This is a genomic window from Prevotella sp. P3-92, from assembly GCF_002251205.1.
Lineage (GTDB): Bacteria > Bacteroidota > Bacteroidia > Bacteroidales > Bacteroidaceae > Prevotella.
Window position 1 is genome coordinate 15,204 of the sequence record NZ_NPJE01000016.1, and the last position, 26,266, is coordinate 41,469.

Genomic DNA, 26,266 nt, shown 5'->3' on the forward strand with positions numbered 1-26,266 from the left:
TATGGAATATGATATCCTGGTGCAGCAGATTATTGAGTTTCTCGGAACATTTGCCTTTGCGATATCCGGTATTCGGCATGCTGCATCCAAAAGATTTGACTGGTTTGGCGGCTACGTTTGCGGAATTGCGGTGGCTATCGGCGGCGGTACGATACGTGACGTGATGCTGGGAACTACTCCTTTCTGGATGACCAATCCTATTTATATGGAATGTACGGCAATGGCGTTATTGTTTGTGATTGTCTTTGCCCGACACCTTAAAAGGTTGAGCAACGCATGGTTTGCTTTTGACACACTGGGTCTGGCTCTCTTTAATATTGCCGGTATTCAGAAGTCTATCGTCTTTGGACAGCCGTTTTGGGTCGCCATCATCATGGGATGTATTACAGGGGCGGCTGGAGGAGTGATCCGTGATGTGCTTCTCAACAACGAACCTGTGATTTTCCGCAAGGAGATCTATGCCATTGCTGCCGTTGCCGGCGGTCTTGCGTATTGGGGACTGGTGGTCTTGAATGTTCCTATTGAGGTGACTGTCATCGTCTCGTTTACCACAACCTGTCTGATACGTTTCATGGCGGTGAAGTATCATTTATCACTACCCAAGCTGAAAAACGAATGATGAAGTCTGAAGTCTGAGGTCTGAGGTCTGAGGTCTGAGGTCTGAAGTCTGAGGTCTGAAGTCTGAAGTCTGAGGTCTGAAGTCTGAGGTCTGAGGTCTGAGTCTGAGGTCTGAGGTCTGAGGTCTGAGGGAGTGGTCTTTATCATCCTACGAAAATCTTTCTCCGTGTTCTCCGTGTGGTCCGTGGATTTTTTTAGTTGCCTACGGCAAGAAATCTTTGGGGGAAATCTTTAATAAAAATATGGCCTACGGCCAGAAATATATCATCGGAATTTAGACGGAATTTATACGGATGGTTTGGGTTGCGCGAGCGCAAGAAATCTTTGGGGGAAATCTTGTTTAAGAAGTTGCTTCGCAAGAAATAATCTGTAATTCAGGGAGGCAGCAAACAAAATCTTTAACGAACATCTCGACTGAAAATGCGCTCGAGTACCTCGCTTTTTGGGAAGAATTTTAATGGGGATCGCCTTACGGCTCGAAATCTTAACGAAAATCTTGAAAATAATCTTCAAATAGAATCTCTAACCTTTAACCTTTAACCTTTAACCTTTAACCTTTAACCTTTAACCTTTAACCTTTAACCTCTAACCTTTAACCTCTAACCTTTAACCTCTAACCTTTAACCTCTAACCTATAACCTTTAACCTTTAACCTTTAACCTCTAACCTAAACACTCCGTGGATTTTTGATGATTAGCCTGCCATTGTTTCTGGAACGATGGAATCAGATTTCGAAGCTGATGTAACTCCTGTCGTCGAATGAATCCTGGCCGTTGAGGAATGCCTTGCAGGCTAAGAACGTGTCGATATTGAGTGGGTCGTTCTCCTGCTGTTGACGGAGCAGCTGTTCGCTCTCGTCGAGTGTCTCACGCAGGAAGGGGTAGCCATCGCTTGCCATGACGATATGGTGAGGTTGGAAATCGAGGGTGATGACCTTCACAAACTGTTCGGCAATGCGAAAACCGTCTATCACGGCATAACTGACGTTCTGTTGTTTCATGCTCTCCACCATATCAGCCATAATATATTCGCGACTGGTGTCCTTGGTGAGCAGTTGATCTACGGTAGTGCCCTGACTCAACAGCTTTTTGGCATATTCAGAACGTTTGGCGGCATGAACAGCCTCTTCGGGTTTCGGATTGTCTATCAGTTCGCCGTCTATCAAGCATTGGCAGTCGCCCACCAGCCATAATTGCCGTTGAAGGCGGCTATAGATGATGGCAGAACAGGTGAGGCGATCTTCCGGATGCAGGAGGAGGTGTTCTGTTTCCGATTTCTTATACTCTCTACGGATATAGTTGGTCACCCCTATCAGAAACTGATGGCAATCAATTCCCTTGGGCATTTTCTTGATGTATTTGCCGGTCAACCGCATGGCCTGTCGCCCGTTGGAACGAAACCGGCTGTGCCGGTAGTAGGTCTTGGCTGTTGACCCATCAATGACTGCGATGAAATCATCTGTTACGACGATTCCGTCCTCGCATTTCTTTTCCGGATCCTTTCCCTGTATTTTCTGTTCGATGATTTTCATTGTTGTATTTCTTATAGTGAGGCATTCCTGTCGGCTGTTGGCGGTATGTGTTTCCGCCAGATCCTGGGCATAGTTCTCTAATCAGATCGGAACGCCCGATGCGTCGCAGACTCTGTTCTATGGATCTGCGTTCCTCTGGTTTGTACCAGAAGAAATATTGGCGTTGGGCAAGTTTCTCCTTTGGGCTATGGGCACTATACACCTCCTGGAGGGTGTAAGGGTCGTAGCCTGTGTACCATGTCTCGGTAGAAACGGTCATGGGGGTGGGTGTGAAGTCTTGCACTTGCTCCAACTGGAAATCGAGGCGTTTGGTGAGCACAGCCAGTTGCGCCATGTCCTCTTCTCTGCAGCCTGGATGGCTGGAGATGAAATAGGGGATGATCTGTTGGTTGAGGTGTGCCTCGCGATTGATGCGGTCGAAGATGTGCTTGAAATCGTCAAACTGTCTGAATGGCGGTTTGCGCATCAGCTGCAATACGTTGTCGCTGGTGTGTTCGGGAGCCACCTTCAGTCGTCCGCTGACATGTTTGGTGATGAGTTCGCGGGCATACTCCATGGCAGCCTTGTTGCTTTCTTCGTCTTTGCTATGATGCAGAATGAGGTCGTAGCGCACACCGCTGCCGATGAAACTCTTCTTGATGCCGGGAATAGCATCGACGCTACGGTAGATATCCAGCAGGGCAGTATGGTCGGTATTGAGATTGGGACAAATCTGCGGGTGGATGCAACTGGGTCGTTTGCACTTCTCGCACGCATTCAGATTGCGTCCTCGCATGCCATACATATTGGCAGAAGGTCCGCCAAGGTCTGAGATGTAACCCTTGAAGCCAGGCATCCCCATGACCTGTTTAACCTCGCGCAAGATGCTCTGTTTGGAGCGACAGGCAATGAATTTTCCCTGATGGGCAGAGATGGTGCAGAAAGCGCATCCTCCGAAGCATCCTCGATGGATGTTGACGGAGTATTTGATCATCTCATACGCCGGAATCCGCTTGTCTTTGTATTTCGGATGCGGTTGGCGCGTGTAGGGCAGATCAAACGAGGCATCCAGTTCTTCGGTTGTCATGGGCGGATAGGGCGGATTGACAACAGCATATTTGTCGCCGACGGCTTGAATGAGGCGTTGGGCGTGTATCATGTTCGACTGTTCTTCGATGTGCCGGAAATTCTCGGCTTGTTTCCGCTTGTCTCTAAGACAGTCTTCGTGGCTATGGAGCACGATATCATGATCGCTGATGCCATCGACAATTTCGTTGCGACGGGCAAGATAGACGACCTGGGGCAATTCGTGAAGTGAAGAGAGGGGCAGTCCATCGTTTAAGCAACGGGCAATTTCAAGAATGGTTTTCTCTCCCATGCCGTATGAGATGATATCAGCCGGTGCGTCACAAAGCAGGCACGGCCTTAATCGGTCTTGCCAATAGTCGTAGTGAGTGAGGCGTCGCAAAGAAGCCTCGATGCCTCCAAGTACAATAGGGACATCTGGGTAGAGCTGACGGAGAATATTACTATAGACCACCGTTGGATATTCAGGACGCATATCATGTCGCCCGTCAGGGGTGTATGCATCTTCGGAACGCAACCGTCTGTTAGCTGTATATTTATTGACCATGGAATCCATACATCCCGGTGAGATGCCGAAAAACAGGCGTGGTCGTCCCAGTTTCTTAAAGTCACGGTAGTCACCATGCCAGTCGGGCTGTGGTACGATAGCCACTTTATAGCCGGCGGCTTCCAGTATGCGTCCGATGACTGCTGCGCCAAACGACGGGTGATCTACATAAGCGTCTCCGCTGAACAGAATAACGTCGAGTTCTGTCCAGCCGCGTAGTTCTATTTCTTTCTTCGTAGTAGGAAGAAAGTCTGTCAGTTGATATTTGCTGTTTGCCAATGTATATGTATTTTAGTTGAGGGGAGTGCCCTGTATGACGTCAGCGTCCACTCCGATAGGATCTTCGTTTTGGTTCTTCCAGTTGATGAACAGCAGAATGAGCTGTTGCAAGCCGAAAGCTTTCATGTTATGATGGTAGATGACGTCGAGGCAAAGGTCAAGAAGTGCCTTGTCTGTTGTGGCTTCAGATTCGAGCAGGGCGCGAATGTTGAGTTTGAGTTTGTCTAAGACCTGTTCGTCAATATACCCATTGGAGTCAATAAGATCGCGGAAGAGTTGATACTTCTCGATTGTTGCAAGGTGTTGCTCGCTGACTTCTATACTGCGGGTTCCTGTGGGGTTGCTCTGGATTCTGTACATAGATTGTTGATTTTTTGAGTTAATATTGTTTTGTTTTGAGTTATTACTGTCTGTTGATCAGGAAATTGATCATGCCACGCATGAGTGTATTGCGCTTTTTATCGCTTTTGATGCATTCGAAGGGGAATCCCATGGTCAAGGCGCGATAGTCGTTGCCTTGATAGGCAACAGCTGCCGTTTGACCGTCTGCATAGCGCATGGCGGCAAAGGATTTCCCTACGGGGTTTATGACGTCTGCTGCCGTTGCCGCATAATGCTCTTCGTTCATCTGATGGTAAAAATCGAAGGTGGTTCCCATGCCCGTGATGCTGTCGTTGGCAGCCTTGTAAGGCGAGGCACTTTGGCATTTCAATACCTCTGCGAGCATGTTCTTGTCTTCGTCTGATTTCATATCAGAACCGACGTAGGCGCCGCTCACCAGTAGAGAACCGCCCTGGTTGGCGTACTGGCGCAACAGATGTTGCAGGGTGGGCTTCATGGTTTTATAATATACCAAACTGTGTGCATCGTCACGCTCCAGTCCTAATAGCAGGTCTATCATGTCGAATTGCTCCAACGGCAACTGTTTGCTTTCCACAGATTTTACCGAAGCGCTGACGATATTGTATTTTCCTGCCGCAACAATCGCCTTGGCATGAGTTGAAACATAGTTGAAGTCGTTACCAGCCAAGAAAGTCCCAGCCATCTCGTCTCCGCTGTCGCCAAAGCTCCTGCTGTTATTGTCGAAATCCAACTGGCGTCCCATCCATCCAGGCATGCAACCTCTTGTTACTCCAGGGTCTTCGTCCAGGTCGAAACCCTGTTCGGTGTCAGAGAATCTCACGGCAGGTGAAGACAGTCGGTTGAATCCGTTGATGATGAGAATGTTTCCCTTTGCTTCAGGCTGATAGACAGCTGAAAGGGTCTCTGTTGTGAAACTCTTGCCGCCATCGTTGAAGGCAGCCACTTTGAAGTGGTAAAGCAATCCGGGTTCCAGTCGGACCTCGTAATTGTTTCTGCTGCGGACCACGGTACCATTGTCGAAATCCATGCCTTCTATACCTTTATATATAATGTATCCAGAGGGCGAGGCAGTCTTCTCCTGTGGATCATCCACACCGTCCCATTCCAGACGCGCCATACCTTTGTTGTCAAGGCTGATGCGGAAATTGGTAGGAGCCAATGGGGTGACGACATATTCTTTATTGTGCATTTCACTCATGAAGCGCAACGTAGTCTTGTAGAGTGAACGTGCCAGCGTGAAGCGGAAATTGGGGTCGAGGGCATAGCGCATATCCGCAAAATTCTGGTGAGAGAGCGTTTCGATGATAGCACTCGGCACGTCGGGTTGACGGGTTTCAGAGTAGTTGCGGTCGTATATTTCACGACGGTTCCATTTTCCATACTTATACCGCATGTCAGTAACAATACCATCCAAAAGGGCATCGGCATAATCACGCGAAGCCAGTCGGGACACTTTGCTTCCCAGCAGTCCTTCGTTGAAATCGGTGGTACAGATTGATAGTGTGCCTATCAGACTTTGTCCGTCGCGACGGAGTCCTGCATCGGAATGGACAGCCAATGAGAGTTCTATGGGTACATGGAGTCCAGCACTATCGGGCATGAATGGTGAACCGCCCCCCAGATAGTTGACCATGTTGGATCTGGCGTTGATATCGTCGCCATAGTCATCCTGTCCGTTTTTTGAACTATAGACGCTGTATGGCATTCCTGCCCATTGGGCATAATAGCGTGCGCCTTCCAAAGCCCGAGGCATTCCGCTGACCCGATCTCCCCGTTGAATATTGCCCATTCCTCCGCCAAACCTGACAGCATCGGTTGTAATCACGCCGTTCTTGCTGCTGTGGTTGGTGAGGGTTATCCGGTTGAATTCACTATACCCTTTGTCAAATTCGAATGTTCCGAGATAGACCCATGTTCCTCCGCCCATGCGTTGGTTGATACGAAATTCAGTTCGTTCTCCTCGGTGCCATACGGTATAGTGAGCATCGTCAATACTGTTGGGTAATGTTTGATAGCTGACATAAACGGCATATTTTCCAGTACGGGGAAATTCGGGCTGATAACTGACAAAGGAATAGCGGGTTTTGCTGCCCGTCGTCTTCACCATGCGTGCTGTTCCCGCCTGAAAGGGATTCTCCCCATCTACATAAGGACCCTGGTGGAAAGCAAATCCGCTGTTGGGGGTGTTTTTCCATTTGTTGCTGGCAGTCGCTTCGATATAGTTGCGCTTCGAACCGTCGTTATCCACGATGATTTCTTCTTTCTGCCATACTCTTTCGCGCGGGGTAAACACAATGGCTCCTGCATTTTCCAACATAGGAATGAGGTAGGGCACTACGATGGTTTGCGTATATAAGTCCTCGCTTGTGGCGAAAAGGCGTGGACGTTGCCATTCCCATTCTTCTTTGGCAATGTTGTAATAATAGCCATGGCTCGCCCATAATGCCACATGACGTCCATCCAGACCATGTCGGATGCTAATAGGTGAGGAAACGTTTCTGACCCATGGTGCTCCTTGGTAGTCGATATGGTTCCATTGGCGTTTCTTATCCGGTTTTTCGCGTAGTCGGTTGGGGATGAGTTCGTGAATATCTCTGTTGTGGGTAAGTATCGAGAAACTGTAGTCCGCATACTGTCCAACCAACAGTTTTCGTACCTCCTGTTCGATACGTTCTACCGACTGCGGCGTGAATGCCTGTTCGGCAAACGTCTCATTGGCCAGTATCCTGATGTTTCTCTCAGTAGTATCAATTTCGCATGCAGACAGATGGGCGCGCCGTGAGAACTGCGCGCCAATGGGTTTGTAGTGAGAAAAATATGATTCTAAGCGATTACGTAATAGTGCATCGTCTGTAGTCTGTCCATATGTCCCTTTTGGCAGCATACAAACCAGCAATAGTATCAGCGTCAGTTTTTTCATCAGATGTCTCCTAAACAGAAATTCTCAGGTTTCTTACCTTGGAAATCTTTGAAATATATTTTTATTTCATGCATCTGGTCGTCAATATTGCCATTAGGAATAATGGTCTTGGTGCACTGGATGCGTCGTTTCTTGTAATCTACACCATAAAGCAGAATAGGTATTCCTGCTTTCAAAGCAATATAATAAAAGCCTTTCTTCCACTCTGGATTGGGCGATCGTGTTCCCTCTGGTGTAATGGTGAGATGAAAACATTTTGATTGCTTGGCATATTCTGCCAAGTTATCGGTCATGCTTGTGTGTTTTGAACGCCATACAGGAATGCCTCCCATACGTCGGAAAATAGGTCCCAGAGGCCAGAAGAACCATTCTTTCTTCATGAGAAAGTTACTGCTGATGCTATTTGCTCCAGCATACAGTTGTCCAATAAGAAAGTCCCAGTTGCTGGTGTGTGGAGCTAAGCAAATGATGTATTTGTCGGGGTGGGGTTCTGTGACATCTACAGTCCACCCCATACGTTTATATAACAGCCAGTTACAGAATGATTTCCACATATTCATTATTTAGAGATTGCTGATTTGATCTGCTATTTCAAGGACAGAAGTCTTGAATTGTATTTTGAGGTCTTTGAAATATTTGCCTTTGCTCATGCCTGGTTCCGGATGAGAAATGCGGCTGAGCGTATTGCTTTGCATCTTGTCTATTGTATCTACAATATTTGCTAAAATTTTATCGTCATGGGTATTGCCATAAAGTGAAGCGGCAATAAAATCGATGTATAGTTCATCACAGATCAGATTGATGTTCTTTTTTAGTGCTCTTTTGTTTGCCATTATATACCTCCTTTGTTTTTTTTTGTGATTTATTTTAATTTTTGTTCAAAGATACAGATAATATTCTAATTTACAATCTATATCGTTTAAAAAAATATTAAAAATGTGTTTTTTGCCATTTTAATTCTTATTTTTTGAAGAAAATGACTACTTTTGTAACCCAAAAAAGAGTTCATTATTCAAAAAGTAAATAAAATCAACTTATGGAAAAAAGTGCATTGCAAATTGCAAGAGCTGCTTATCAGCCCAAATTACCCAAGGCTCTTCAGGGAGCTGTAAAAGCTGTAGAGGGTGAACCAACACAATCAGTAGGAAATCAGGATGAGATCAAGGCATTGTTCCCTAACACTTATGGAATGCCTGTAATTACCTTTGAACCAGGTGAAGCCACACAGCTGCCTGCATTTAACGTAGGTGTTATCCTTTCTGGTGGTCAGGCTCCTGGCGGACACAATGTTATTTCTGGTCTTTTTGACGGTGTTAAGTCTCTTAACCCAGCAAATAAACTGTATGGATTTATTCTTGGTCCTGGCGGTTTGGTTGACCATAATTATATGGAAATAACAGCCGAGATCATGGACAACTACCGTAATACCGGTGGTTTCGATATTATCGGTTCTGGACGTACCAAATTGGAAAAGGAAGATCAGTTCGAGAAGGGTATTGAAATCCTTCGTGAGCTTGGCATCAAGGCTTTGGTTATCATTGGCGGTGACGACTCTAATACAAATGCCTGTGTTCTTGCAGAGTATTATGCTGCAAAGAAATACGGCGTACAGGTAATTGGTTGTCCTAAGACTATTGACGGTGACTTGAAGAACGACCAGATTGAGACCTCGTTTGGTTTTGATACCGCTTGTAAGACTTATAGTGAACTCATTGGTAATATTGAGCGTGACTGTAACTCAGCCCGCAAATATTGGCACTTCATCAAACTGATGGGTCGTTCTGCTTCACACATTGCTTTGGAATGTGCACTTCAGACCCAGCCAAATCTCTGTCTGATTTCAGAAGAGGTAGAGGCTAAGGAAATGTCACTTGACGATGTTGTAACCTACATCGCAAATGCAGTGGTAGTCCGTGCCAACGAAGGTAATAACTTCGGTACCGTACTTGTTCCAGAAGGACTTATCGAGTTCATTCCTGCTATCAAGAAACTGATTGCCGAACTGAACGAAGTACTGACTGATCCTGCAACAGGTGAGCCTCGCGTATTTGCTAATGCAGAAGAACAGATTTCTTTCGTAAAGAACGCTATTGCCAAGGACAACCTCGCAGTACTCGAATCACTTCCTGCAGACGTGGCTCGTCAGCTTTGTCTCGACCGCGACCCTCACGGAAACGTTCAGGTGTCATTGATCGAAACAGAGAAGCTCCTCTCTTGCATGGTTGAGGCTAAACTTGATCTTTGGGCGAAAGAGGGTAAGTACAATGGTAAGTTTGCTGCACAGCATCACTTCTTTGGTTACGAAGGCCGTTGCGCTGCTCCATCAAACTATGATGCAGACTATTGCTATTCACTCGGTTTCAACGCTTCACGCCTGATTGCTAATGGCAAGACTGGTTATATGTCAATCATCAAGAACACAACAGCACCTGCAGAACAATGGATTGCCGGTGGTGTGCCCATCACTATGATGATGAACATTGAGCGTCGTAATGGTAAGAACAAGCCCGTTATCCGCAAGGCTCTTGTAGAGCTTGATGGTGCACCATTCAAGTTCTTTGCCGCTCATAGAGCGCAGTGGGCTAAAGAGACTGCTTATGTTTATCCCGGCCCAATCCAGTACTGGGGTCCATCAGAAGTATGTGATCAGACAACCAAAACACTGGCTTTGGAGCAGGCTTAATCTGATTTATGCCGACTTCACGTAGAAAGCAACATAAAAGACGCATATCGAGTCCTGTCCGCCGCAAGCGGCCAGGGCTCTTTGTGCGTTTGTTACGTCGTCTTCCAGGATGGTCCTGGTGGTTAGGCGGATTCTTACTTGTAGCGGCGTATATTTGGTTTTTCTACTATATCTTTGTTGGACCCTTCGGCTTCCGATGGCGTGCACTCTATGGTGACGTCAATTACCCTGAAGGTTATGAAATTCACGGTATCGACATCTCTCATCATCAGGGAGAGATTGACTGGGACGAACTTCGTGACAATGGAATGATAGATAAATACCCCATCCGGTTCGTTATGATCAAAGCCACAGAAGGTGCCAGTCTGATAGACGAAAACTTTCATGATAATTTCGAACAGGCTCGAGAACACGGCTTTACACGAGGCGCCTATCATTTCTATAGTGTTCGGTCATCTGCAAAAGACCAAGCCGAGCATTTTATCAGCGAAGTGAAACTGGAGAATGGCGATTTGCCACCGGTATTAGACGTAGAGAAGAAACCAAACACTCAAACCGACCAAGAGTTTAAGGAGAGCATTCTACTCTGGTTGCAGCTGGTAGAACACCAATATGGTGTGAAGCCCATTATCTATACTTATTATAAATTTAAGATGCGTTACCTCAGCGACCCCGTCTTCGACCAATATCCCTATTGGATTGCTCACTATTATGTGGACAAGGTGGAGTATCAAGGTAACTGGAAGTTCTGGCAACATACTGATGTGGGACGTTTGCCGGGCATCAAAGGGGATGTTGATTTCAACATCTACAACGGTTCTTATTACGACTTACGCAAACTCACTATCGGCGCACGTGAGCAGATAGGAGAAGAGGCCTATCAAGATAACTGATATAATCCATAACTATACATCAAACAAAATATCTATGTCAAACGAAGTTAAAATACAAGACCTGACGCTGAGACAGGCTGCCGAAGAAGGTATGGATGCCTTCGTCGATGCTTTCGTCAACGCCATACACCAAGCCATAGGAGGACAGCTTACAGCAGATAATATGGGCATGCTCAATGCAGACCAAATAACCCTGTTGGCGTGGAATGCACTCCATGAAGAGGTAATGGACGGTGGTTTTGTACAGCTCATCCACAATGGTTACGGACCTTTTATCTTCAAAAATCCATTTGCCAAGGCCATCAAACAGTGGGGACTTCGTGACCTCTCCAAACTCATATACGATGCACATACGCTCTATGAGAAATATCATGTTACCATTGAGCGGGAGTGCAGTGAAGAGGAGTTTATGGCACTTTTTGAGCAAATGCCGGAGTTTGATGACCTTGACGATACTTTTGTAGAAAAGGAAGAAGAGTGGACCTCACAAATTGCAACATATATAGACCAACACATCGATCATTTTGTCGTTGTGACAAACGAATGAGAAGATTGCTATGAATAAGGACGACGAGAAAATACGTAAGAAAAGTCCTGTGCAGATAAGAAACAAGAAGGCTTCGTTCGAATACTTCTTTATTGAAACATATACCGCAGGAATCGTACTGACAGGTACAGAAATAAAGTCTATCAGACTTGGTAAAGCGAGTCTGGTAGATACCTATTGCTTTATACATAATGGAGAAATATGGGTCAAGGGCATGAATGTGTCACCCTATTTCTATGGTTCATACAACAACCATGAGATGAAACGAGACCGCAAACTCCTGCTTACCAAACGTGAGATACAGAAATTGCAGTCTGCCACCAAACAGACGGGTTATACTATCGTGCCACTTCTCGTGTTTATTGATGAACACGGACGCGCTAAGATGGATATTGCACTCTGTAAGGGTAAAAAGGAGTTTGACAAGCGTCAGACCCTCAAAGAGAAAGAAGACCGCAGGGAAATGGACCGTGCAATGAAACACTACTAAATGACAACACTCAAAGAAATTGCCAAACAACGCATCCTTGTGCTTGATGGAGCTATGGGAACGATGATTCAGAAGTATGAACTTACTGAACAGGACTTTCGTGGAAATATCTATACCAACCAACGTGGACAGATGCGTGGGAATAACGATATCCTCTGTCTGACACGTCCTGATGTGATAGAGGATATTCACAAAAAATATCTTATTGCAGGGGCTGATATCATCACGACAAATACTTTCAATGCACAACGTATTTCGCAGGCGGACTACCACATGGAAGACTGTTGTCACGAAGTGGCCCTTGCCGGTGCTCGTATCGCCCGACGTATGGCAGACGAATTTTCCACACCCGATAAACCACGATTCGTGGCTGGTAGTGTGGGACCTACCAATAAAACCTGCTCAATGTCTCCCGATGTCAGTAATCCTGCCGCCCGCGAATTGACTTACCCCCAACTCTATGATGCCTACGTAGAGCAGATGGACGCACTTGTTGAGGGTGGGGTGGATGCTATTCTCATCGAAACGGTATTTGATACGCTGAACGCTAAAGTGGCTATAGATGCTGCCATGGCGGTAATGACACAACGCAATATCGAACTGCCTATCATGGTTAGCGCTACCGTGAGCGACCTTGCAGGACGAACGCTCAGCGGACAAACACTTGAGGCTTTCCTTGCCAGCATCAGCAGTTACCCTATCTTTTCGGTAGGTCTCAACTGCTCTTTCGGTGCAGACCAGATGATAGGATTCCTTCGCCAACTGGCACGACGTGCTCCTTATTATATTAGTGCCTATCCCAATGCAGGACTCCCCAACTCAATGGGACTCTATGATGAGACTCCTGAGTCCATGGCTCCGAAGATTGGCGCTATGATTGACGAGGGACTTGTCAATATCATCGGCGGATGCTGCGGTACCGACGAACACTTCATTGCCGAATACCTCCCGCTTGTTGCTGGAAAGACACCGCATCGTCCGGCTGAAGCGTCTCCCTATATGCAACTGAGTGGACTTGAATTGCTGGAGGTGACTCCAGAGGTCCATTTTGTCAACGTTGGTGAACGGTGTAATGTGGCAGGATCGCGTAAGTTCTTGCGACTCATCAAAGAGAAACAATACGATGAGGCTGTTGCCATTGCCCGCAAACAAGTGGAGGATGGGGCCTTGGTCATTGACGTCAATATGGACGATGGACTGCTTGATGCGAAGAGCGAAATGGTCAATTTCCTCAATCGCATTGCGTCAGAGCCCGATATTGCTGCAGTTCCTGTGATGATCGACTCTTCTGATTGGCAGGTGATTACTGCCGGACTGCAATGTGTACAGGGTAAATCCATCGTCAACTCCATTTCGCTGAAAGAAGGAGAAGAGGTGTTTATACGCCATGCACAGGACGTCAAACGCTATGGGGCGGCAGTTGTGGTGATGTGCTTCGATGAACAAGGTCAAGCGACCAGTTTTGAGCGACGTATTGAGATTGCAGAGCGGTCATATCGTATTCTTACAGAACGTGTTGGATTTAATCCGCTCGATATAATCTTCGACCCTAATATTCTGGCTGTGGCAACAGGTATGGAAGAACATGACAGTTATGCGCTCGACTTCATCCGTGCTGCCGAATGGATCAGGAAAAACCTTCCTGGTGCCCATGTGAGCGGGGGTGTCAGCAATCTCTCTTTCTCCTTCCGTGGAAATAATTACATCCGCGAAGCCATGCATGCGGTATTCCTCTATCATGCCATTCAACGGGGAATGGATTTCGGTATTGTCAATCCTGCCACGAAAGTGCTCTATTCCGATATTCCTGCCGATGAACTGAAGGTTATTGAGGATGTGATTCTTAATCGTCATGCAGGAGCTGCCGATGAACTCACGCAGTTGGCAAACAAACTCTTGGAACAACAACAGGCCCTCAAAGCACAGACACCTGCTGATGCCGCAACAAACCAACGCAAAGAACAATGGCGTGAAGGGAATGTGGAAAGTAGGTTGCAACAGGCGTTGATAAAAGGTGTGGGCGACTATCTTGCCTCTGATCTGGAAGAAGCACTGCAACAGTACGCACGTGCGGTAGAGATCATCGAAGGACCGCTAATGGCGGGTATGAATGAGGTGGGACGACTCTTCGGACAAGGCAAGATGTTTCTGCCACAGGTGGTAAAAACTGCACGAACCATGAAACAGGCTGTGCAGATTCTACAACCCTATATCGAACAACAGAAGGGCGATAGCGACCGTAAGGCAGGAAAAGTATTGTTAGCTACGGTCAAAGGCGACGTTCATGATATTGGTAAGAATATCGTAGCGGTCGTCATGGCTTGTAATGGTTATGATATTGTAGATATGGGTGTCATGGTTCCTGCCGAACAGATTGTGGCGAAAGCCATAGAAGAGGGCGTCGATATGATAGGACTCTCAGGACTGATAACACCCAGTCTGGAAGAGATGGTCAACGTGGCGCGTGAAATGCAACGTGCAGGACTTCATATCCCGATCATGATAGGTGGAGCCACAACGAGCGAACTCCATGTGGCATTGAAGATTGCACCCGTCTATGGAGGCCCTGTGGTGTGGATGAAGGATGCTTCGCAAAACGCAACCGTTGCTGCCCGCTTGATGAGCGAAACCGAAAAGACTCAGCTCGTCAACGGACTTGACGAGCGTTACCAACACCTGCGCGACGATTATCAACAACAACAGCAACAACTGCTTTCGCTCGACGAAGCGCGTAGTCAGAAAAAAGATTTCTTTAGTGATACTGCACAATGAGCAATATGGGAAAAAACATTATCCTCCTCGGCATCATGTGTATGCTGATATCTTTAGGACTGTCGGCACAGTCTGTAAAACGTGAATTCCGTGGCGCATGGATTCAATGTGTCAACGGACAGTTTCAAGGCATGGGAACGCAACAGATGCAGAAAACACTTGCCTACCAACTGGATGAACTGCAGAAAGATGGTGCCAACGCCATTATATTTCAAGTTCGTCCAGCATGTGATGCACTCTACGAAAGCAGCATAGAGCCATGGAGTCATTTTCTGACAGGAGTACAGGGAAAAGCACCTGTGCCTTATTGGGATCCTTTGCAATGGATGATTGATGAATGTCATAAGCGGGGCATGGAACTCCATGCCTGGATCAACCCATATCGTGCCAAGACTAAGTCGTCTTACACGTTGGCTTCAAACCATATCGTGACAAAACATCCAGAATGGAGCTTTCGCTATGACGGATTAGTGGTGATGAATCCTGCTCTTCAGGAGAATCGTGATTATATCTGTAAAGTAGTTGAGGACATCGTGAAACGTTACGATATCGACGGACTTCATATCGATGACTATTTCTATCCTTATCCTGTGGCAGGAGTGGATATTCCTGATGACGCACAGTATAAGGCTGATCCCCAAGGCTTCAGCAATCGTGGTGATTGGCGACGCTATCAGGTTGACCTGTTGATAGAGCAACTCAACACAACGATCCATCGGGTCAAGCCATGGGTGAAATTTGGAGTGAGTCCTTTCGGCATCTATCGTAATAAAGCGAACGACCCAGAAGGAAGCCGTACACGCGGTCTTCAAAACTATGATGATCTCTATGCCGATGTCATCAAATGGATAGACAACGGATGGGTTGATTATACAGTTCCACAGCTGTATTGGCAGATTGGTCATCCTGCGGCTGATTATGCCGAACTCGTGAAATGGTGGAATGATCATGCCGCTGCGCGTCCGCTATTTATCGGCGAGGATGTGGAGCGTACCGTGAAGTTTCCTGACCCGGAACAACCCAGTCGCAATCAGTTGCCTGCCAAGATGAAATATCATGCAGAATTGCCTGGAATACAAGGTACGGTGTTGTGGTATGCGAAAGCTGCCGTAGATAATGTTGGCAACTATGGCACCAATCTTCGACAGGTGTATTGGAAGAAACCCGCACTTCAACCCCTTATGCCCCATCTGTGTGATAAGGCTCCTAAAAAGGTACGTAAACTCAAACCTTTACGTATTGCCAACCAGCAGGTGCTTTTCTGGACACCACCCACGGGTAAGGCATGGCAGAATGAGGCTGTACGCTATGTGGTATATCACTTTGCAAAAGGCGAACCGGTCAATCTCGATGATGCCTCACATATCGTTTGCATCACAGCTGATTGTCATCATGAGATTGTTGGAGAACCAGGACGATATGTCTATTATGTAACGGCACTCAACAGACTTGCTAACGAGAGCCGTCCCGTAAAAGCTAAAGTTACGGTGAAAGAGAAAGAACCTCAGAGCTAACGCGCTTTGGTTCTTTCTTTCGCTTGTACCAAGGTACTTTCGTTCGGGAATACAAAAAGAAAACGTGTTTTTCTTTTTGTATTCCGCTCACTTATTCGTACCTTTGCAGAAAAATATAATCTATCAGAATTAACAGAATTATGAAACCTACATTATTCTTATTGGCTGCCGGAATGGGAAGTCGTTACGGCGGACTCAAACAACTTGACGGACTGGGACCTAATAGTGAAACCATTATGGACTATAGTATCTATGATGCCATACAAGCCGGATTTGGCAAAATCGTATGGGTAATCAGAAAAGACTTTGAAGAGCAGTTCCGTACACAGATTCTTGCTAAGTATCAACATAAGGTTCCATGCGAACTCTGCTTCCAGGCACTTGACGCATTACCCGAAGGCTTTAGCGTTCCAGAAGGACGACAGAAACCATGGGGTACCAATCATGCCGTACTGATGGGTAAGGATGTTATCAAAGAACCATTCTGTGTCATCAACTGCGATGACTTCTATAATCGCGACGCCTTTATGGTCATCGGAAAGTTCCTTAGCGAACTGCCTGAAGGTGCTAAAAACCAGTATGCTATGGTTGGATTCCGCGTAGGAAACACCCTGAGCGAGAATGGTACCGTAGCACGCGGCCTCTGCTCTACCGATGCAGAAGGACATCTGACAACCGTTGTTGAACGTACCGAGATTGTACGTTGCGCAGAAGATGGTTCAAATGCCGGTGCAGTAACAGAAGCCATCCGCTATAAGGATGAAAATGGTAAATGGATTGAAGTAGCAGACAATACTCCTGTGTCAATGAACATGTGGGGCTTCACTCCCGACTATTTCAACTATTCACAGGATGAGTTTAAAGCATTCCTCTCAGATCCGAAGAACATAGAAAATCTGAAGGCAGAATTTTTTATTCCATTGATGGTCAACAAACTCATCAACGAGAAGACTGCTACCGTTAAGGTACTAGACACCACCTCTAAGTGGTTTGGAGTGACCTACGCAGCCGACCGTGAAGATACCGTGAAGAGAATTAAGAAACTGGTAAATGAAGGTGTCTATCCTAACAAATTGTTTTGATGCTGAATAACATTATGACTGAAGGGGAGTGCAGTAAACTGCGCTCCCTTATACATCATGCCAACAACATCGTTTTATGCTGTCATGTCAGTCCTGATGGTGACGCCATAGGTTCGGTATTGGGAATGGCAGAAGTTCTCAAGTGCATGGGCAAGGAACCCGTAATGGTGGTACCTGACCAGTTTCCAGACTATCTGCAATGGTTGCCTAATACCGAAAAGATAGTACGCTACGATAAGCGAAGCGATTATGTCGATATGGTGTTGAAAATAGCTGACCTTGTAATCTGTCTCGATTTCAACGCTCTGTCTCGTACCAACGATATGGAAGCCGCCCTGGAGGCATGTACTGCACCCCGTGTACTCATAGACCATCATCTCAACCCCAGCATAGCGTGTCAGGTCTGCGTGTCCCATCCCAATATGTCATCTGCCAGCGAACTTGTGTTCCGTGTGGCTTGGCAGTTGGGACTGTTTGAACAGCTCGGACGCCATTTTGCAACAGCCGTCTATTGTGGCATGATGACAGATACAGGAGGGTTTACTTTCAACTCCAACTCGCCTGAGACATTTTATATCATCAGCCAACTCCTGACCAAGCACATCAATAAGGATAAGATTTATCGTAATGTCTATCATAATTACAGCGAGTCGCGCCTGCGCCTTGTAGGCCATGTGTTGTGCAATCGCCTCGTGGTTGATGCTAAGCGTCACGCTGCCTATTACACCCTCACGCGTGAAGACCAAAAAAACTTCAACTTCATTAAAGGAGATGCGGAGGGAATTGTTAATATGCCATTGCAAATTAAAGGATTACGACTTTCCATCTCGCTTCGAGAAGATACTGAGAAACCCAATCTCGTTATGGTAAGCCTTCGCTCGGTTGATGATTTCCCATGCAACTTGATGGCTGCCGACTTTTTCAACGGGGGAGGACACCTCAATGCCTCAGGTGGCAAGTTGCATTGCACCATGGAAGAGGCCGTGAAAGTGGTGGAAAGAGCTTTTTTGGCATACGAAGACAAGTTAAAGTAGTCTAAACGTGACAATAATTGCGGAATAATTCGTAATTTTGTGCCGATAAACCCAATAGTAACAACAAAGAATGAAAAAAACATCCTATCTGATGCTACTGGCGATGGTCGTATCGCTCTTTGCAGCTTGTAACGACTATGAAACCTATAGCGACTTGAAAAAGAAGGAACGACAGGCTATCAGCAAATTTCTTGTCGATTCGGCTATCAACGTCATTAGTGAAAAACAGTTTGAAGAACAAGGACAAACCACTGATCTTAAGAAAAACCAATATGTGTTGCTCGACAAGAGTGGCGTCTATATGCAGATTATCCGTAAAGGCTGCGGACAGCAGGTAGAGAGTGGAAAAACCGTCAACGTGCTCTGTCGCTTCTCTGAAACAAATATCCTGACCGACTCTATGCTCATCCGCAACGATATAGTAGGAACCATCTATATGAATGGTCAGTATATCGACGTGTCACAGTATGTGGATAAGATGACCGTACAGCGCAATGGAAGCACCTTCCAGGCATCCTTCGTTTCGGGCATGATGCAACTCTACCACGGCACATCTTCCGTACCCTCCGGATGGCTTGTTCCCTTGCTTTATATCAACGTAGGACGCCCCCTCCAGGAAGGTGACGAGATTGCTAAGGTGAAACTTATCGTACCCCATTCACAAGGCACACAGACTGCCAGTCAGTCGGTTTATCCTGCCTTTTACGTCATTACCTATCAACGAGACAATTAAAATCACACTAATATAAACCAACATCATGACACTCATCAAGTCTATCTCTGGTATCCGTGGAACTATAGGAGGTCCCACAGGCGATACGCTTAATCCTCTTGATATTGTAAAGTTCACAACGGCTTATGCCCAGTTCATCAAAAAGCAGGGCAATAATGGTGCTAAAGCCGATTTCAACAACCATCGTCCAACCATCGTCGTAGGACGTGACGCTCGCATGTCGGGAGTAATGGTCGATAATGTGGTTTGTGGCACACTCATCGGTATGGGATTCGATGTGGTCAATATCGGTCTCGCCACTACACCTACCACAGAACTGGCTGTAAGTATGCTCGGTGCCGATGGTGGTATCATCATTACCGCCTCACATAATCCACGCCAGTGGAACGCCCTCAAATTGCTCAACAGCAATGGAGAGTTTCTTACCGCTGCCGATGGCGCTGAAGTGTTGGCAACGGCAGAAAGTGAGTGCTTCGATTATGCCGATGTAGATCACCTCGGTCATTATATCAATTGCGACGAAGCCGACAGTTGGCACATAGAAGAAGTACTTGGACTTGACCTCGTAGATCAGGAAGCTATCAAAAAGGCTGGCTTCAAAGTATGTGTCGATACTATCAATAGCGTAGGAGGCATCATTCTCCCTAAACTCCTTGATGAGCTGGGAGTGGAATACACCATACTTAATGGCGAACCTACAGGTGATTTCGCCCATAACCCCGAACCCCTGGAGAAAAACCTTCAAGGCATCATGGACGAGATGAAAACCGGTAAATACGACCTCGGTATTGTTGTTGACCCCGATGTTGACCGCCTCGCCTTCATCTGTGAAGATGGTCGTATGTTTGGCGAAGAATACACGCTCGTCAGCGTGGCAGACTACGTCCTGTCGAAGAGCAAAGGCAATACCGTCAGCAACCTGTCATCCACTCGTGCCCTGCGCGATGTCACAGAGCGTCATGGAGGAACCTATTACGCATCAGCCGTAGGCGAAGTAAACGTGACTACCAAGATGAAGGAAGTAGATGCTGTTATTGGTGGCGAAGGAAACGGTGGAGTCATCTATCCCGAATGTCATTACGGTCGTGATGCCCTTGTAGGCATAGCCCTCTTCCTTACCTCTCTTGCCCAGAAAGGCTGTAAGGTTAGCGAACTGCGTGCTCAGTTCCCCGACTATCAGATAGCCAAGAATCGCATCGACCTCACTCCTGATACCGATGTTGACGCCATCCTCGTCAAGGTGAAGCAGATGTTCTCTGCCGACGCCACAGCCCATGTTAACGATATCGACGGTGTGAAGATTGATTTCCCCACCAAATGGGTACATCTGCGTAAGTCCAATACCGAGCCTATCATCCGGGTGTATAGTGAAGCCCCAACCATGGAAGAGGCTGACGAAATCGGCAAGAAGCTCATGCAGGTTGTATATGATATGCAATAAGCAATAGCATGCAACAATATAGAGTAGGAGAGAAGCATCGTTTCTCTCCTATTTATTTTTGCAAGTTCCCTCCCATTTAATGGCGCACCCGACAAACTAGGGGGATTAAGCATATAGCTTTGTAAGTCTGAAAAGAAAGAACTTTATATCCGTTACTCCCCTTGAAGCAGCTCTAAACGCCTTAATTTTAGCATTGAATGACTCTGCAAAAGCATTAGTTGCCCTGTTGACAAAGAAGTTCAAGACTTCATCATAATGCTCGTAAAGCGTGGCGGCAATAACATTGAAACTCTTAAAGCCAGAGTCGTCCACTTTGTTATACCAGCGTGCAAGCGAGAGTCTTGCAGCATCTTTGACGGTATTCTTGGAAAATATCATTCTTAATGAATATGCGTAAGCGAATATGCTTCTTTAAGATCAGGATACGTTTCAAAGAGCACCTCAGCTCTTTGTCTCTGACTTTCTGTCCATTTGTCGGCAGATTTGAAAAGCAAATATCTGCTGCGAGCCAACAACTGCTTGTGGGTGTCACCGTTTGCAAGCACAATTGGAGTGTATGCTTCACCCAAACATTTGGCCTCTTCCCTGGCGTCCGTGTCTGCTTGAATAGCGTCCCATCTATGTGCGATGCGCATCTCCTGCAAGGCATCACATGCAAGTTTCTGTATATGGAAGCGGTCTATGGTACGCATTGCATTCGGGAAACAGCGTCTGGCTATAAGTCGCATGGAATTCGACATGTCCATTGTTATCTCCTTAACCATCAGTCTCTTGTCCTCGTCAATGCGCATAAGTATTTCTGTGAAAACATCTGCCGCCACACCTTTTATAATAGCAATGATGGTACCTTTACCCCCATGTGAAGTTCTGTTGCTTACTATCGTGTACAGTTCACCGTTGCTTGGAGCCGTTTCGTCAATGCAGATGCTTTCACCTATGTTTTCGGGAAAGACAAGCCAGTCTTCTGCATGCGAGAGTTCGGCCCATTCGCGATAGCCGCTGAGCACTTCCTTATATTGCTTTTCAAACGTATCCCCGTTTATGTGATAATAGTGGTCAAGCGAACGGGAGGTCGTAGGGATCGTCTCCATACACTCCTTTTAAAAAAGCCGCAAACTCCTTGGAGTAGCGGGTTCCTTCAGCCTTCAGCTCATAAGAATCGGAGAAGTATCGGTTGTTCTGCTTGTCGTACCATTTGCGCCTTCTGACGATTAGATCAACACCTTTGTCGCGGATCGGGAAGTCACGTATAGTTACGGCCTCACAGAACCCTTTGAATTCAATCTCCGGGTTCTCTTTATATTCAGCCATAACCGATTCGTCAAGATAGATGCGAATAAGGGATGCCTCTTCTTCTACACGTACTACTTCAAAATTTGAAAGTATCTCTGATGGCAGTATCAACTGTGCCGATGCTAATAATCCTTGATTGTTCATGGTGCAAAGATATAAATTTTCTGTAGAATCAAAAAGCTTTCCCCCTAGATATATCGGGTGAGCCAATATTCCCCCTAGGTTTATCGGGTGAGCCGTAATCCGTGTGGGCCATTAATCGGGTAGGTGAGATACAAAAAAAAGAGAGAAAAATAATATTTTTCTCTCTTTGTACGCCTGCAGGGGTTCGAACCCTGGACACCCTGATTAAGAGTCAGGTGCTCTACCAACTGAGCTACAAGCGCGTTGTTTTCTTGTTTGCGGTTGCAAAGGTACGACGTTTTTTTTTTTTAACCAAACTTTTTTGAGTTTTTTTTTGAAAAAACATAAAAAAAGCCTCAAATTCATCATTTGAAGCCCTTTTCCACCATTTTATTTGGTGTTCTATTCGTTTCTTTTTAATCTTCTCCGCCGAAATCGGAAATACTTTCCGCCTCTTCGTCGGGATCACTTTCAATCTCAAAAGTGGTACGATAATTATCTTCGTTCATCACGTCATCGTCAAACGAATCGTCATCCTCGTCAGGACTGTTGTAATTGTCTTCAGGGATTTCGTCCTCGTCGTGAGTTTCAAATTTCATTCTTGGTTTAACAGTCTCTGGTTTAAGTTTTGCGAAGATCGCCTCAACCCATGTACCTTTTTCTACTTCAAGAACCTCAAAGCCATCAGCGACCTTCTTTTCATACATACCACCTTTCTTATGGAGTCTGTCTTTTGGCAAGGTAGTGGTAGAGATTTCAAAACCGCTTTCTATGATGTCTTGGATAGACTGTGACAGTGAGTCCCATCCACCTCCGAAATTACGTTCCAGCACCTCCATAAGTTTGGAAGCAGTAATGTGGCGGATATTTTCGTAGGTCAGGTCAGTAACGCGCATAATAGGGCGTTTACGGATGGCAATAATCATTTTTGCATTCTCATCGATAGAGAATGCTCCAACCTTATATCCTTGTTTCTCGTAGGCAGCGCGAATAGCAGGAGAGTCTTTCTTTATTTCTTCTACATTGAATGCAGAGCGTATGATGTCTGTGTAGCGACGGATATTTTCCTTGAAGTCGGGGTCTTTACTGCCGCCGTCCAAAATGCGGAAGATGTCGTTTTCCTGCACGTCCCATACCGAACTCTTAGTAAGTGCTTTCAGATTTAATGCTTTTTTCGTTGAAGAATCTTTCATATCTTTCTTTTTTCGTTTTTCTTAATTCGCTTGCAAAGATACGATATAGACTTTTAATATCCAAATTTTGAAGCAGCGAAAGCAAAGAGAACACACATTTTCTTTATGTACCTCTCATGTACCCTCCCTTTTTAACATCCCACAGATACCGCGGACTTTTATTTCTGATTTATGATCTGTGATTCTAGTTAAAGATTATTCTAAAGATTCTAGCGTTAGATTTACGTCATAGGTTGTTTTTATCTCATTCGGCAAAGAATAATTTTTGGTTTATTCTCTGCTCTCACTGCTCCATTGTAATAAGCAAATTTAAACCCACCAATTTTTCGTAAAGTTAACCCACCAGTTTGTTTTTTATTATTTTTACTGTTTTTATCGAAAATTGTCTATCTGTTCTCCATTCTATAACAGCTTCCCTTTAAGTTTATCACTTCACATTTGTACAGTCAACGATCCAACAATGCAGATGCTATTACTTCATCATCAAGTGTCTGTGCCCATTCTGTTGGAGATTTGTTTGTCGTTATGATTACAGAAGTTTAATGGTTTATTCTGTGTAAGGTGCAACCTTTTCGGAGGGAATACAAAAAATCCCGACCGCACCTATGATGGTGGGTCGGGAATCTATGTGGGAGACGGGGAGAGGGATACCTCCCGTTACCGGTTTAGCGAGTTACGGGAATCTTGTCAACACGCTTCTGATGGCGACCGCCTTCAAAAGTGGTTTTGAAGAATTCGTCCATAATCTTCTCCGCCATCTTGTTGTCGATGAAACGACCTGGCATGACCAGGACGTTGGCATCGTTGTGCTGACGGATGAGGTGGGAAATCTCAGGAATCCAAGCCAGTCCGGCACGAACACCCTGATGCTTGTTGAGGGTCATGGCAATACCTTCGCCTGAACCGCAGATGCCTATACCTGGATATACCTCGCCACTCTCGATGCCTTCTGCCAAAGCATGACCGAAGTCGGGATAATCGACGGAGGCGTCACTCCATGTGCCGTAGTCCTTATAGGCATAACCATGCTCTTCAAGATACTGAAGCACATACTTCTTGAGAGCGAATCCTGCGTGGTCGCATGCCACGCCAACTGTCTTTACTTCCATATTAATTGTGTTTTGAGATTGTTTATGCCAACAGGGCCTTCACCTGCTTATAGACGTTTTCGCCAGTATAACCGAGTTTCTCGTCGAGCACCTTGTAGGGAGCAGAGAAGCCGAAGCTGTTGAGCCCCCATACAGTACCGTCGGCTCCTACGAGACCTTCGAGGGTGACGGGAAGCCCTGCGGTCATACCAAACTTCTTCTTGCCTGCGGGGAGAACGCTCTCCTGATACTCCTTAGGCTGGCTGCGGAACAGACCTTCTGAAGGTACGCTGACTACGCGAACCTTCACGCCGTCTTTGCGCAACAGGTCAGCACCTGCCTCAAGGGTAGATACCTCAGAACCAGAAGCGAGCAGGATGACATCGTAGTCTTCGTCGCTACCTGCTACTACATAAGCACCCTTGGTGGCCTTGCTGTAGTCGTTGCCTGCGGGCAGCATGTCGATATTCTGACGTGAGAAGATTAGGGCGGTAGGAGTATCGGTATTCTCCATCGCCATGCGCCAGCATACGGTGGTCTCTTCTGCATCGGCAGGACGTACAACGAGTACGGAGTTCTTGCCGTGGTGGTTCTTGAGTTTCTCCATCAGGCGAATCTGTGCCTCTTGCTCTACGGGCTCATGGGTAGGTCCGTCTTCACCTACACGGAAGGCATCGTGGGTCCAGATGAACTTCACGGGGAGTTCCATGAGGGCTGCCATACGTACGGCAGGTTTCATATAGTCGGAGAATACAAAGAATGTGCCGCATGCAGGGATTACACCTCCGTGGAGAGCCATACCGATGCAGCAGCATGCCATGGTGAGCTCTGCAACACCAGCCTGGAAGAAGGCACCGCTGAAATCGCCACGTACGATGTCGTGGGTCTTCTTGAGGAATCCATCGGTCTTATCTGAGTTTGAAAGGTCGGCAGAGGCGCAGATCATGTTGGGCACCTGTTCTGCTAATACACCGAGTACGGTAGCGCTTGCACCACGTGTAGCTGCACCTGCCTTCTGCTGTACGAGACTCCAGTCAATCTTGGGAGCTTTACCGCTGAACCACTCTTCCAGGAGTTGAGCCTTTTCAGGATTCTCCTTTGCCCATGCAGCTTTCTGTGCGTAACGCTCTGCCACAATTTTCTTAAGTTCTTCAGCGCGTTTAGCGTACATCTCTTTCACTTCTGGGAAGATCTGGAATGGATTCTCAGGATCAGCACCAAGGTTCTTCATCGTGTTGACGTAAGCATCGCCGCCGAGTGGAGCGCCGTGGGTAGCACAGTTGCATTCGTAGCTGCTGTTGTCAGCCTTGCGAGCGCCCTTACCCATGACACAATGGCCGATGATCAGGCTTGGACGATCGGTTTCCTTCTGAGCATTCTTGATGGCTTCGCGAATCTGGTCAACGTCGTTACCATTGATCTTCTGTACGTACCATCCCCATGCTTCGTATTTCTTGGCGGTATCCTCATTGGTCACCACTTCTGTCTTGGTGGAGAGTTGGATATCGTTGGCATCATAGAACATGATGAGGTTGTCGAGTCCTAATGTTCCGGCAATACGTCCTGCGCCCTGTGAGATTTCCTCCTGTACACCACCGTCAGAGATGTAGGCATAGATGGTCTGTCCCATCACGTCGCCCATGCGTGCCTTGAGGAACTTGGCAGCAATGGCAGCACCTACGGCAAAGCAATGGCCTTGTCCGAGAGGTCCAGAGGTATTCTCGATACCACGGGCGATTTCGCGCTCAGGGTGACCAGGAGTTACGGAACCCCATTGACGGAGGTTTTTAAGGTCTTCAAGGGTGAACTTGCCGATGAGGGCGAGCTGTGAGTAAAGCATAGGAGCCATGTGACCTGGGTCGAGGAAGAAACGGTCGCGTCCTTCCCACTCAGGATGCTCTGGATCATATACGAGGAATTCGCTATAGAGGGTGTTGATGAAATCGGCACCACCCATAGCTCCTCCGGGGTGTCCAGACTTGGCTTTCTCTACCATTGAAGCTGCGAGAATACGAATATTATCTGCAGCCTTGTTCATGATTTTGTTGTCGTTCATA

Annotated in this window: 22 protein-coding genes, 1 tRNA gene and 2 pseudogenes; 11 read left to right on the top strand and 14 right to left on the bottom strand. The window is 46.5% G+C overall.

The genetic code is table 11. The features are described 5' to 3' along the window. Position 1: 1 nt before the first annotated feature. A complete protein-coding gene (locus tag CIK93_RS01970) occupies positions 2 to 619 on the top strand; it encodes a trimeric intracellular cation channel family protein (protein WP_094446475.1) in 618 nt (205 codons plus the stop codon). Here the strand turns inward: CIK93_RS01970 and CIK93_RS13560 are convergent. The 7 genes from CIK93_RS13560 to CIK93_RS02000 form a co-directional block, all read right to left on the bottom strand. Further along, a complete protein-coding gene (locus CIK93_RS13560) occupies positions 586 to 765 on the bottom strand; it encodes a hypothetical protein (protein ID WP_158215457.1) in 180 nt (59 codons plus the stop codon). The two genes, CIK93_RS01970 and CIK93_RS13560, sit on opposite strands and share 34 nt — an antisense overlap. 577 nt (positions 766 to 1,342) lie before the next feature. Further along, a complete protein-coding gene (locus CIK93_RS01975) occupies positions 1,343 to 2,149 on the bottom strand; it encodes a hypothetical protein (protein WP_094446424.1) in 807 nt (268 codons plus the stop codon). After that, complete coding sequence (locus CIK93_RS01980) at positions 2,073 to 4,040, bottom strand: YgiQ family radical SAM protein (protein WP_094446425.1); 1,968 nt, start codon at positions 4,038 to 4,040, stop codon at positions 2,073 to 2,075. The genes CIK93_RS01975 and CIK93_RS01980 overlap by 77 nt, the downstream gene beginning before the upstream one ends. A 12-nt stretch (positions 4,041 to 4,052) precedes the next feature. Next, the gene (locus CIK93_RS01985; protein ID WP_094389481.1) at positions 4,053 to 4,400 is read right to left on the bottom strand and encodes a hypothetical protein; all 348 of its coding nucleotides are present in this window, start codon (positions 4,398 to 4,400) and stop codon (positions 4,053 to 4,055) included. A gap of 43 nt (positions 4,401 to 4,443) precedes the next feature. Continuing rightward, a complete protein-coding gene (locus tag CIK93_RS01990; RefSeq protein ID WP_094446426.1) occupies positions 4,444 to 7,323 on the bottom strand; it encodes a xanthan lyase in 2,880 nt (959 codons plus the stop codon). Further along, a complete protein-coding gene (locus CIK93_RS01995) occupies positions 7,323 to 7,877 on the bottom strand; it encodes a 1-acyl-sn-glycerol-3-phosphate acyltransferase (RefSeq protein ID WP_094446476.1) in 555 nt (184 codons plus the stop codon). The genes CIK93_RS01990 and CIK93_RS01995 overlap by 1 nt, the downstream gene beginning before the upstream one ends. 9 nt (positions 7,878 to 7,886) lie before the next feature. Then, positions 7,887 to 8,156 (bottom strand): hypothetical protein, encoded by a 270-nt coding sequence (locus CIK93_RS02000; RefSeq protein WP_094446427.1) that lies wholly within the window; start codon positions 8,154 to 8,156, stop codon positions 7,887 to 7,889. Positions 8,157 to 8,359: 203 nt separating this feature from the next. Between CIK93_RS02000 and CIK93_RS02005 the strand changes: the two genes are divergently transcribed. The 10 genes from CIK93_RS02005 (at position 8,360) to glmM (ending at position 20,512) form a co-directional block, all read left to right on the top strand. After that, positions 8,360 to 10,006, top strand: a complete 1,647-nt coding sequence (locus tag CIK93_RS02005) for a diphosphate--fructose-6-phosphate 1-phosphotransferase (protein WP_094446428.1) — start codon at positions 8,360 to 8,362, stop codon at positions 10,004 to 10,006. Between the two features lie 8 nt (positions 10,007 to 10,014). Next, positions 10,015 to 10,899 (top strand): glycoside hydrolase family 25 protein, encoded by an 885-nt coding sequence (locus CIK93_RS02010; protein ID WP_094389477.1) that lies wholly within the window; start codon positions 10,015 to 10,017, stop codon positions 10,897 to 10,899. A gap of 34 nt (positions 10,900 to 10,933) precedes the next feature. Continuing rightward, positions 10,934 to 11,446, top strand: coding sequence for a DMP19 family protein (locus CIK93_RS02015; protein WP_094389476.1), 513 nt, complete (start codon positions 10,934 to 10,936; stop codon positions 11,444 to 11,446). A gap of 10 nt (positions 11,447 to 11,456) precedes the next feature. Further along, on the top strand, positions 11,457 to 11,936 hold the full coding sequence (gene smpB, locus CIK93_RS02020) for an SsrA-binding protein SmpB (protein WP_094389475.1): 480 nt from the start codon (positions 11,457 to 11,459) through the stop codon (positions 11,934 to 11,936). After that, complete coding sequence (metH, locus tag CIK93_RS02025) at positions 11,937 to 14,708, top strand: methionine synthase (protein WP_094446429.1); 2,772 nt, start codon at positions 11,937 to 11,939, stop codon at positions 14,706 to 14,708. It abuts the gene before it with no gap. Between the two features lie 5 nt (positions 14,709 to 14,713). Then, a complete protein-coding gene (locus CIK93_RS02030) occupies positions 14,714 to 16,222 on the top strand; it encodes a glycoside hydrolase family 10 protein (protein ID WP_371327168.1) in 1,509 nt (502 codons plus the stop codon). Positions 16,223 to 16,362: 140 nt separating this feature from the next. Beyond that, the gene (locus CIK93_RS02035; protein WP_094446430.1) at positions 16,363 to 17,304 is read left to right on the top strand and encodes a nucleotidyltransferase; all 942 of its coding nucleotides are present in this window, start codon (positions 16,363 to 16,365) and stop codon (positions 17,302 to 17,304) included. 14 nt (positions 17,305 to 17,318) lie between these two features. Next, entirely contained in the window at positions 17,319 to 18,338 is a 1,020-nt protein-coding gene (locus CIK93_RS02040; RefSeq protein ID WP_371327169.1) for a bifunctional oligoribonuclease/PAP phosphatase NrnA, read from the top strand. Between the two features lie 70 nt (positions 18,339 to 18,408). After that, on the top strand, positions 18,409 to 19,071 hold the full coding sequence (locus tag CIK93_RS02045; RefSeq protein WP_094435096.1) for a DUF4827 domain-containing protein: 663 nt from the start codon (positions 18,409 to 18,411) through the stop codon (positions 19,069 to 19,071). 25 nt (positions 19,072 to 19,096) lie between these two features. Next, complete coding sequence (gene glmM / locus CIK93_RS02050) at positions 19,097 to 20,512, top strand: phosphoglucosamine mutase (protein ID WP_094446432.1); 1,416 nt, start codon at positions 19,097 to 19,099, stop codon at positions 20,510 to 20,512. Positions 20,513 to 20,617: 105 nt separating this feature from the next. Here the strand turns inward: glmM and CIK93_RS02055 are convergent. The 7 genes and pseudogenes from CIK93_RS02055 to CIK93_RS02085 form a co-directional block, all read right to left on the bottom strand. Then, a pseudogene (locus CIK93_RS02055) lies at positions 20,618 to 21,603 on the bottom strand (transposase). Continuing rightward, a complete protein-coding gene (locus CIK93_RS02060) occupies positions 21,569 to 21,949 on the bottom strand; it encodes a hypothetical protein (protein WP_094446433.1) in 381 nt (126 codons plus the stop codon). The pseudogene CIK93_RS02055 and the gene CIK93_RS02060 overlap by 35 nt, the downstream one beginning before the upstream one ends. 169 nt (positions 21,950 to 22,118) lie before the next feature. Beyond that, a tRNA-Lys gene (locus CIK93_RS02065) sits at positions 22,119 to 22,191 on the bottom strand. Between the two features lie 153 nt (positions 22,192 to 22,344). Continuing rightward, positions 22,345 to 23,121: a hypothetical protein gene (locus CIK93_RS02070; RefSeq protein ID WP_094390334.1), complete on the bottom strand. Its 777-nt coding sequence runs from the start codon at positions 23,119 to 23,121 to the stop codon at positions 22,345 to 22,347. A gap of 446 nt (positions 23,122 to 23,567) precedes the next feature. Next, a pseudogene (locus CIK93_RS14045) lies at positions 23,568 to 23,660 on the bottom strand (ATP-binding protein); the annotation flags it as partial. Between the two features lie 126 nt (positions 23,661 to 23,786). Beyond that, entirely contained in the window at positions 23,787 to 24,230 is a 444-nt protein-coding gene (locus CIK93_RS02080; protein WP_094390335.1) for an RpiB/LacA/LacB family sugar-phosphate isomerase, read from the bottom strand. Between the two features lie 22 nt (positions 24,231 to 24,252). Next, positions 24,253 to 26,265, bottom strand: coding sequence for a transketolase (locus tag CIK93_RS02085; RefSeq protein WP_094446434.1), 2,013 nt, complete (start codon positions 26,263 to 26,265; stop codon positions 24,253 to 24,255). Position 26,266 lies beyond the last annotated feature (1 nt).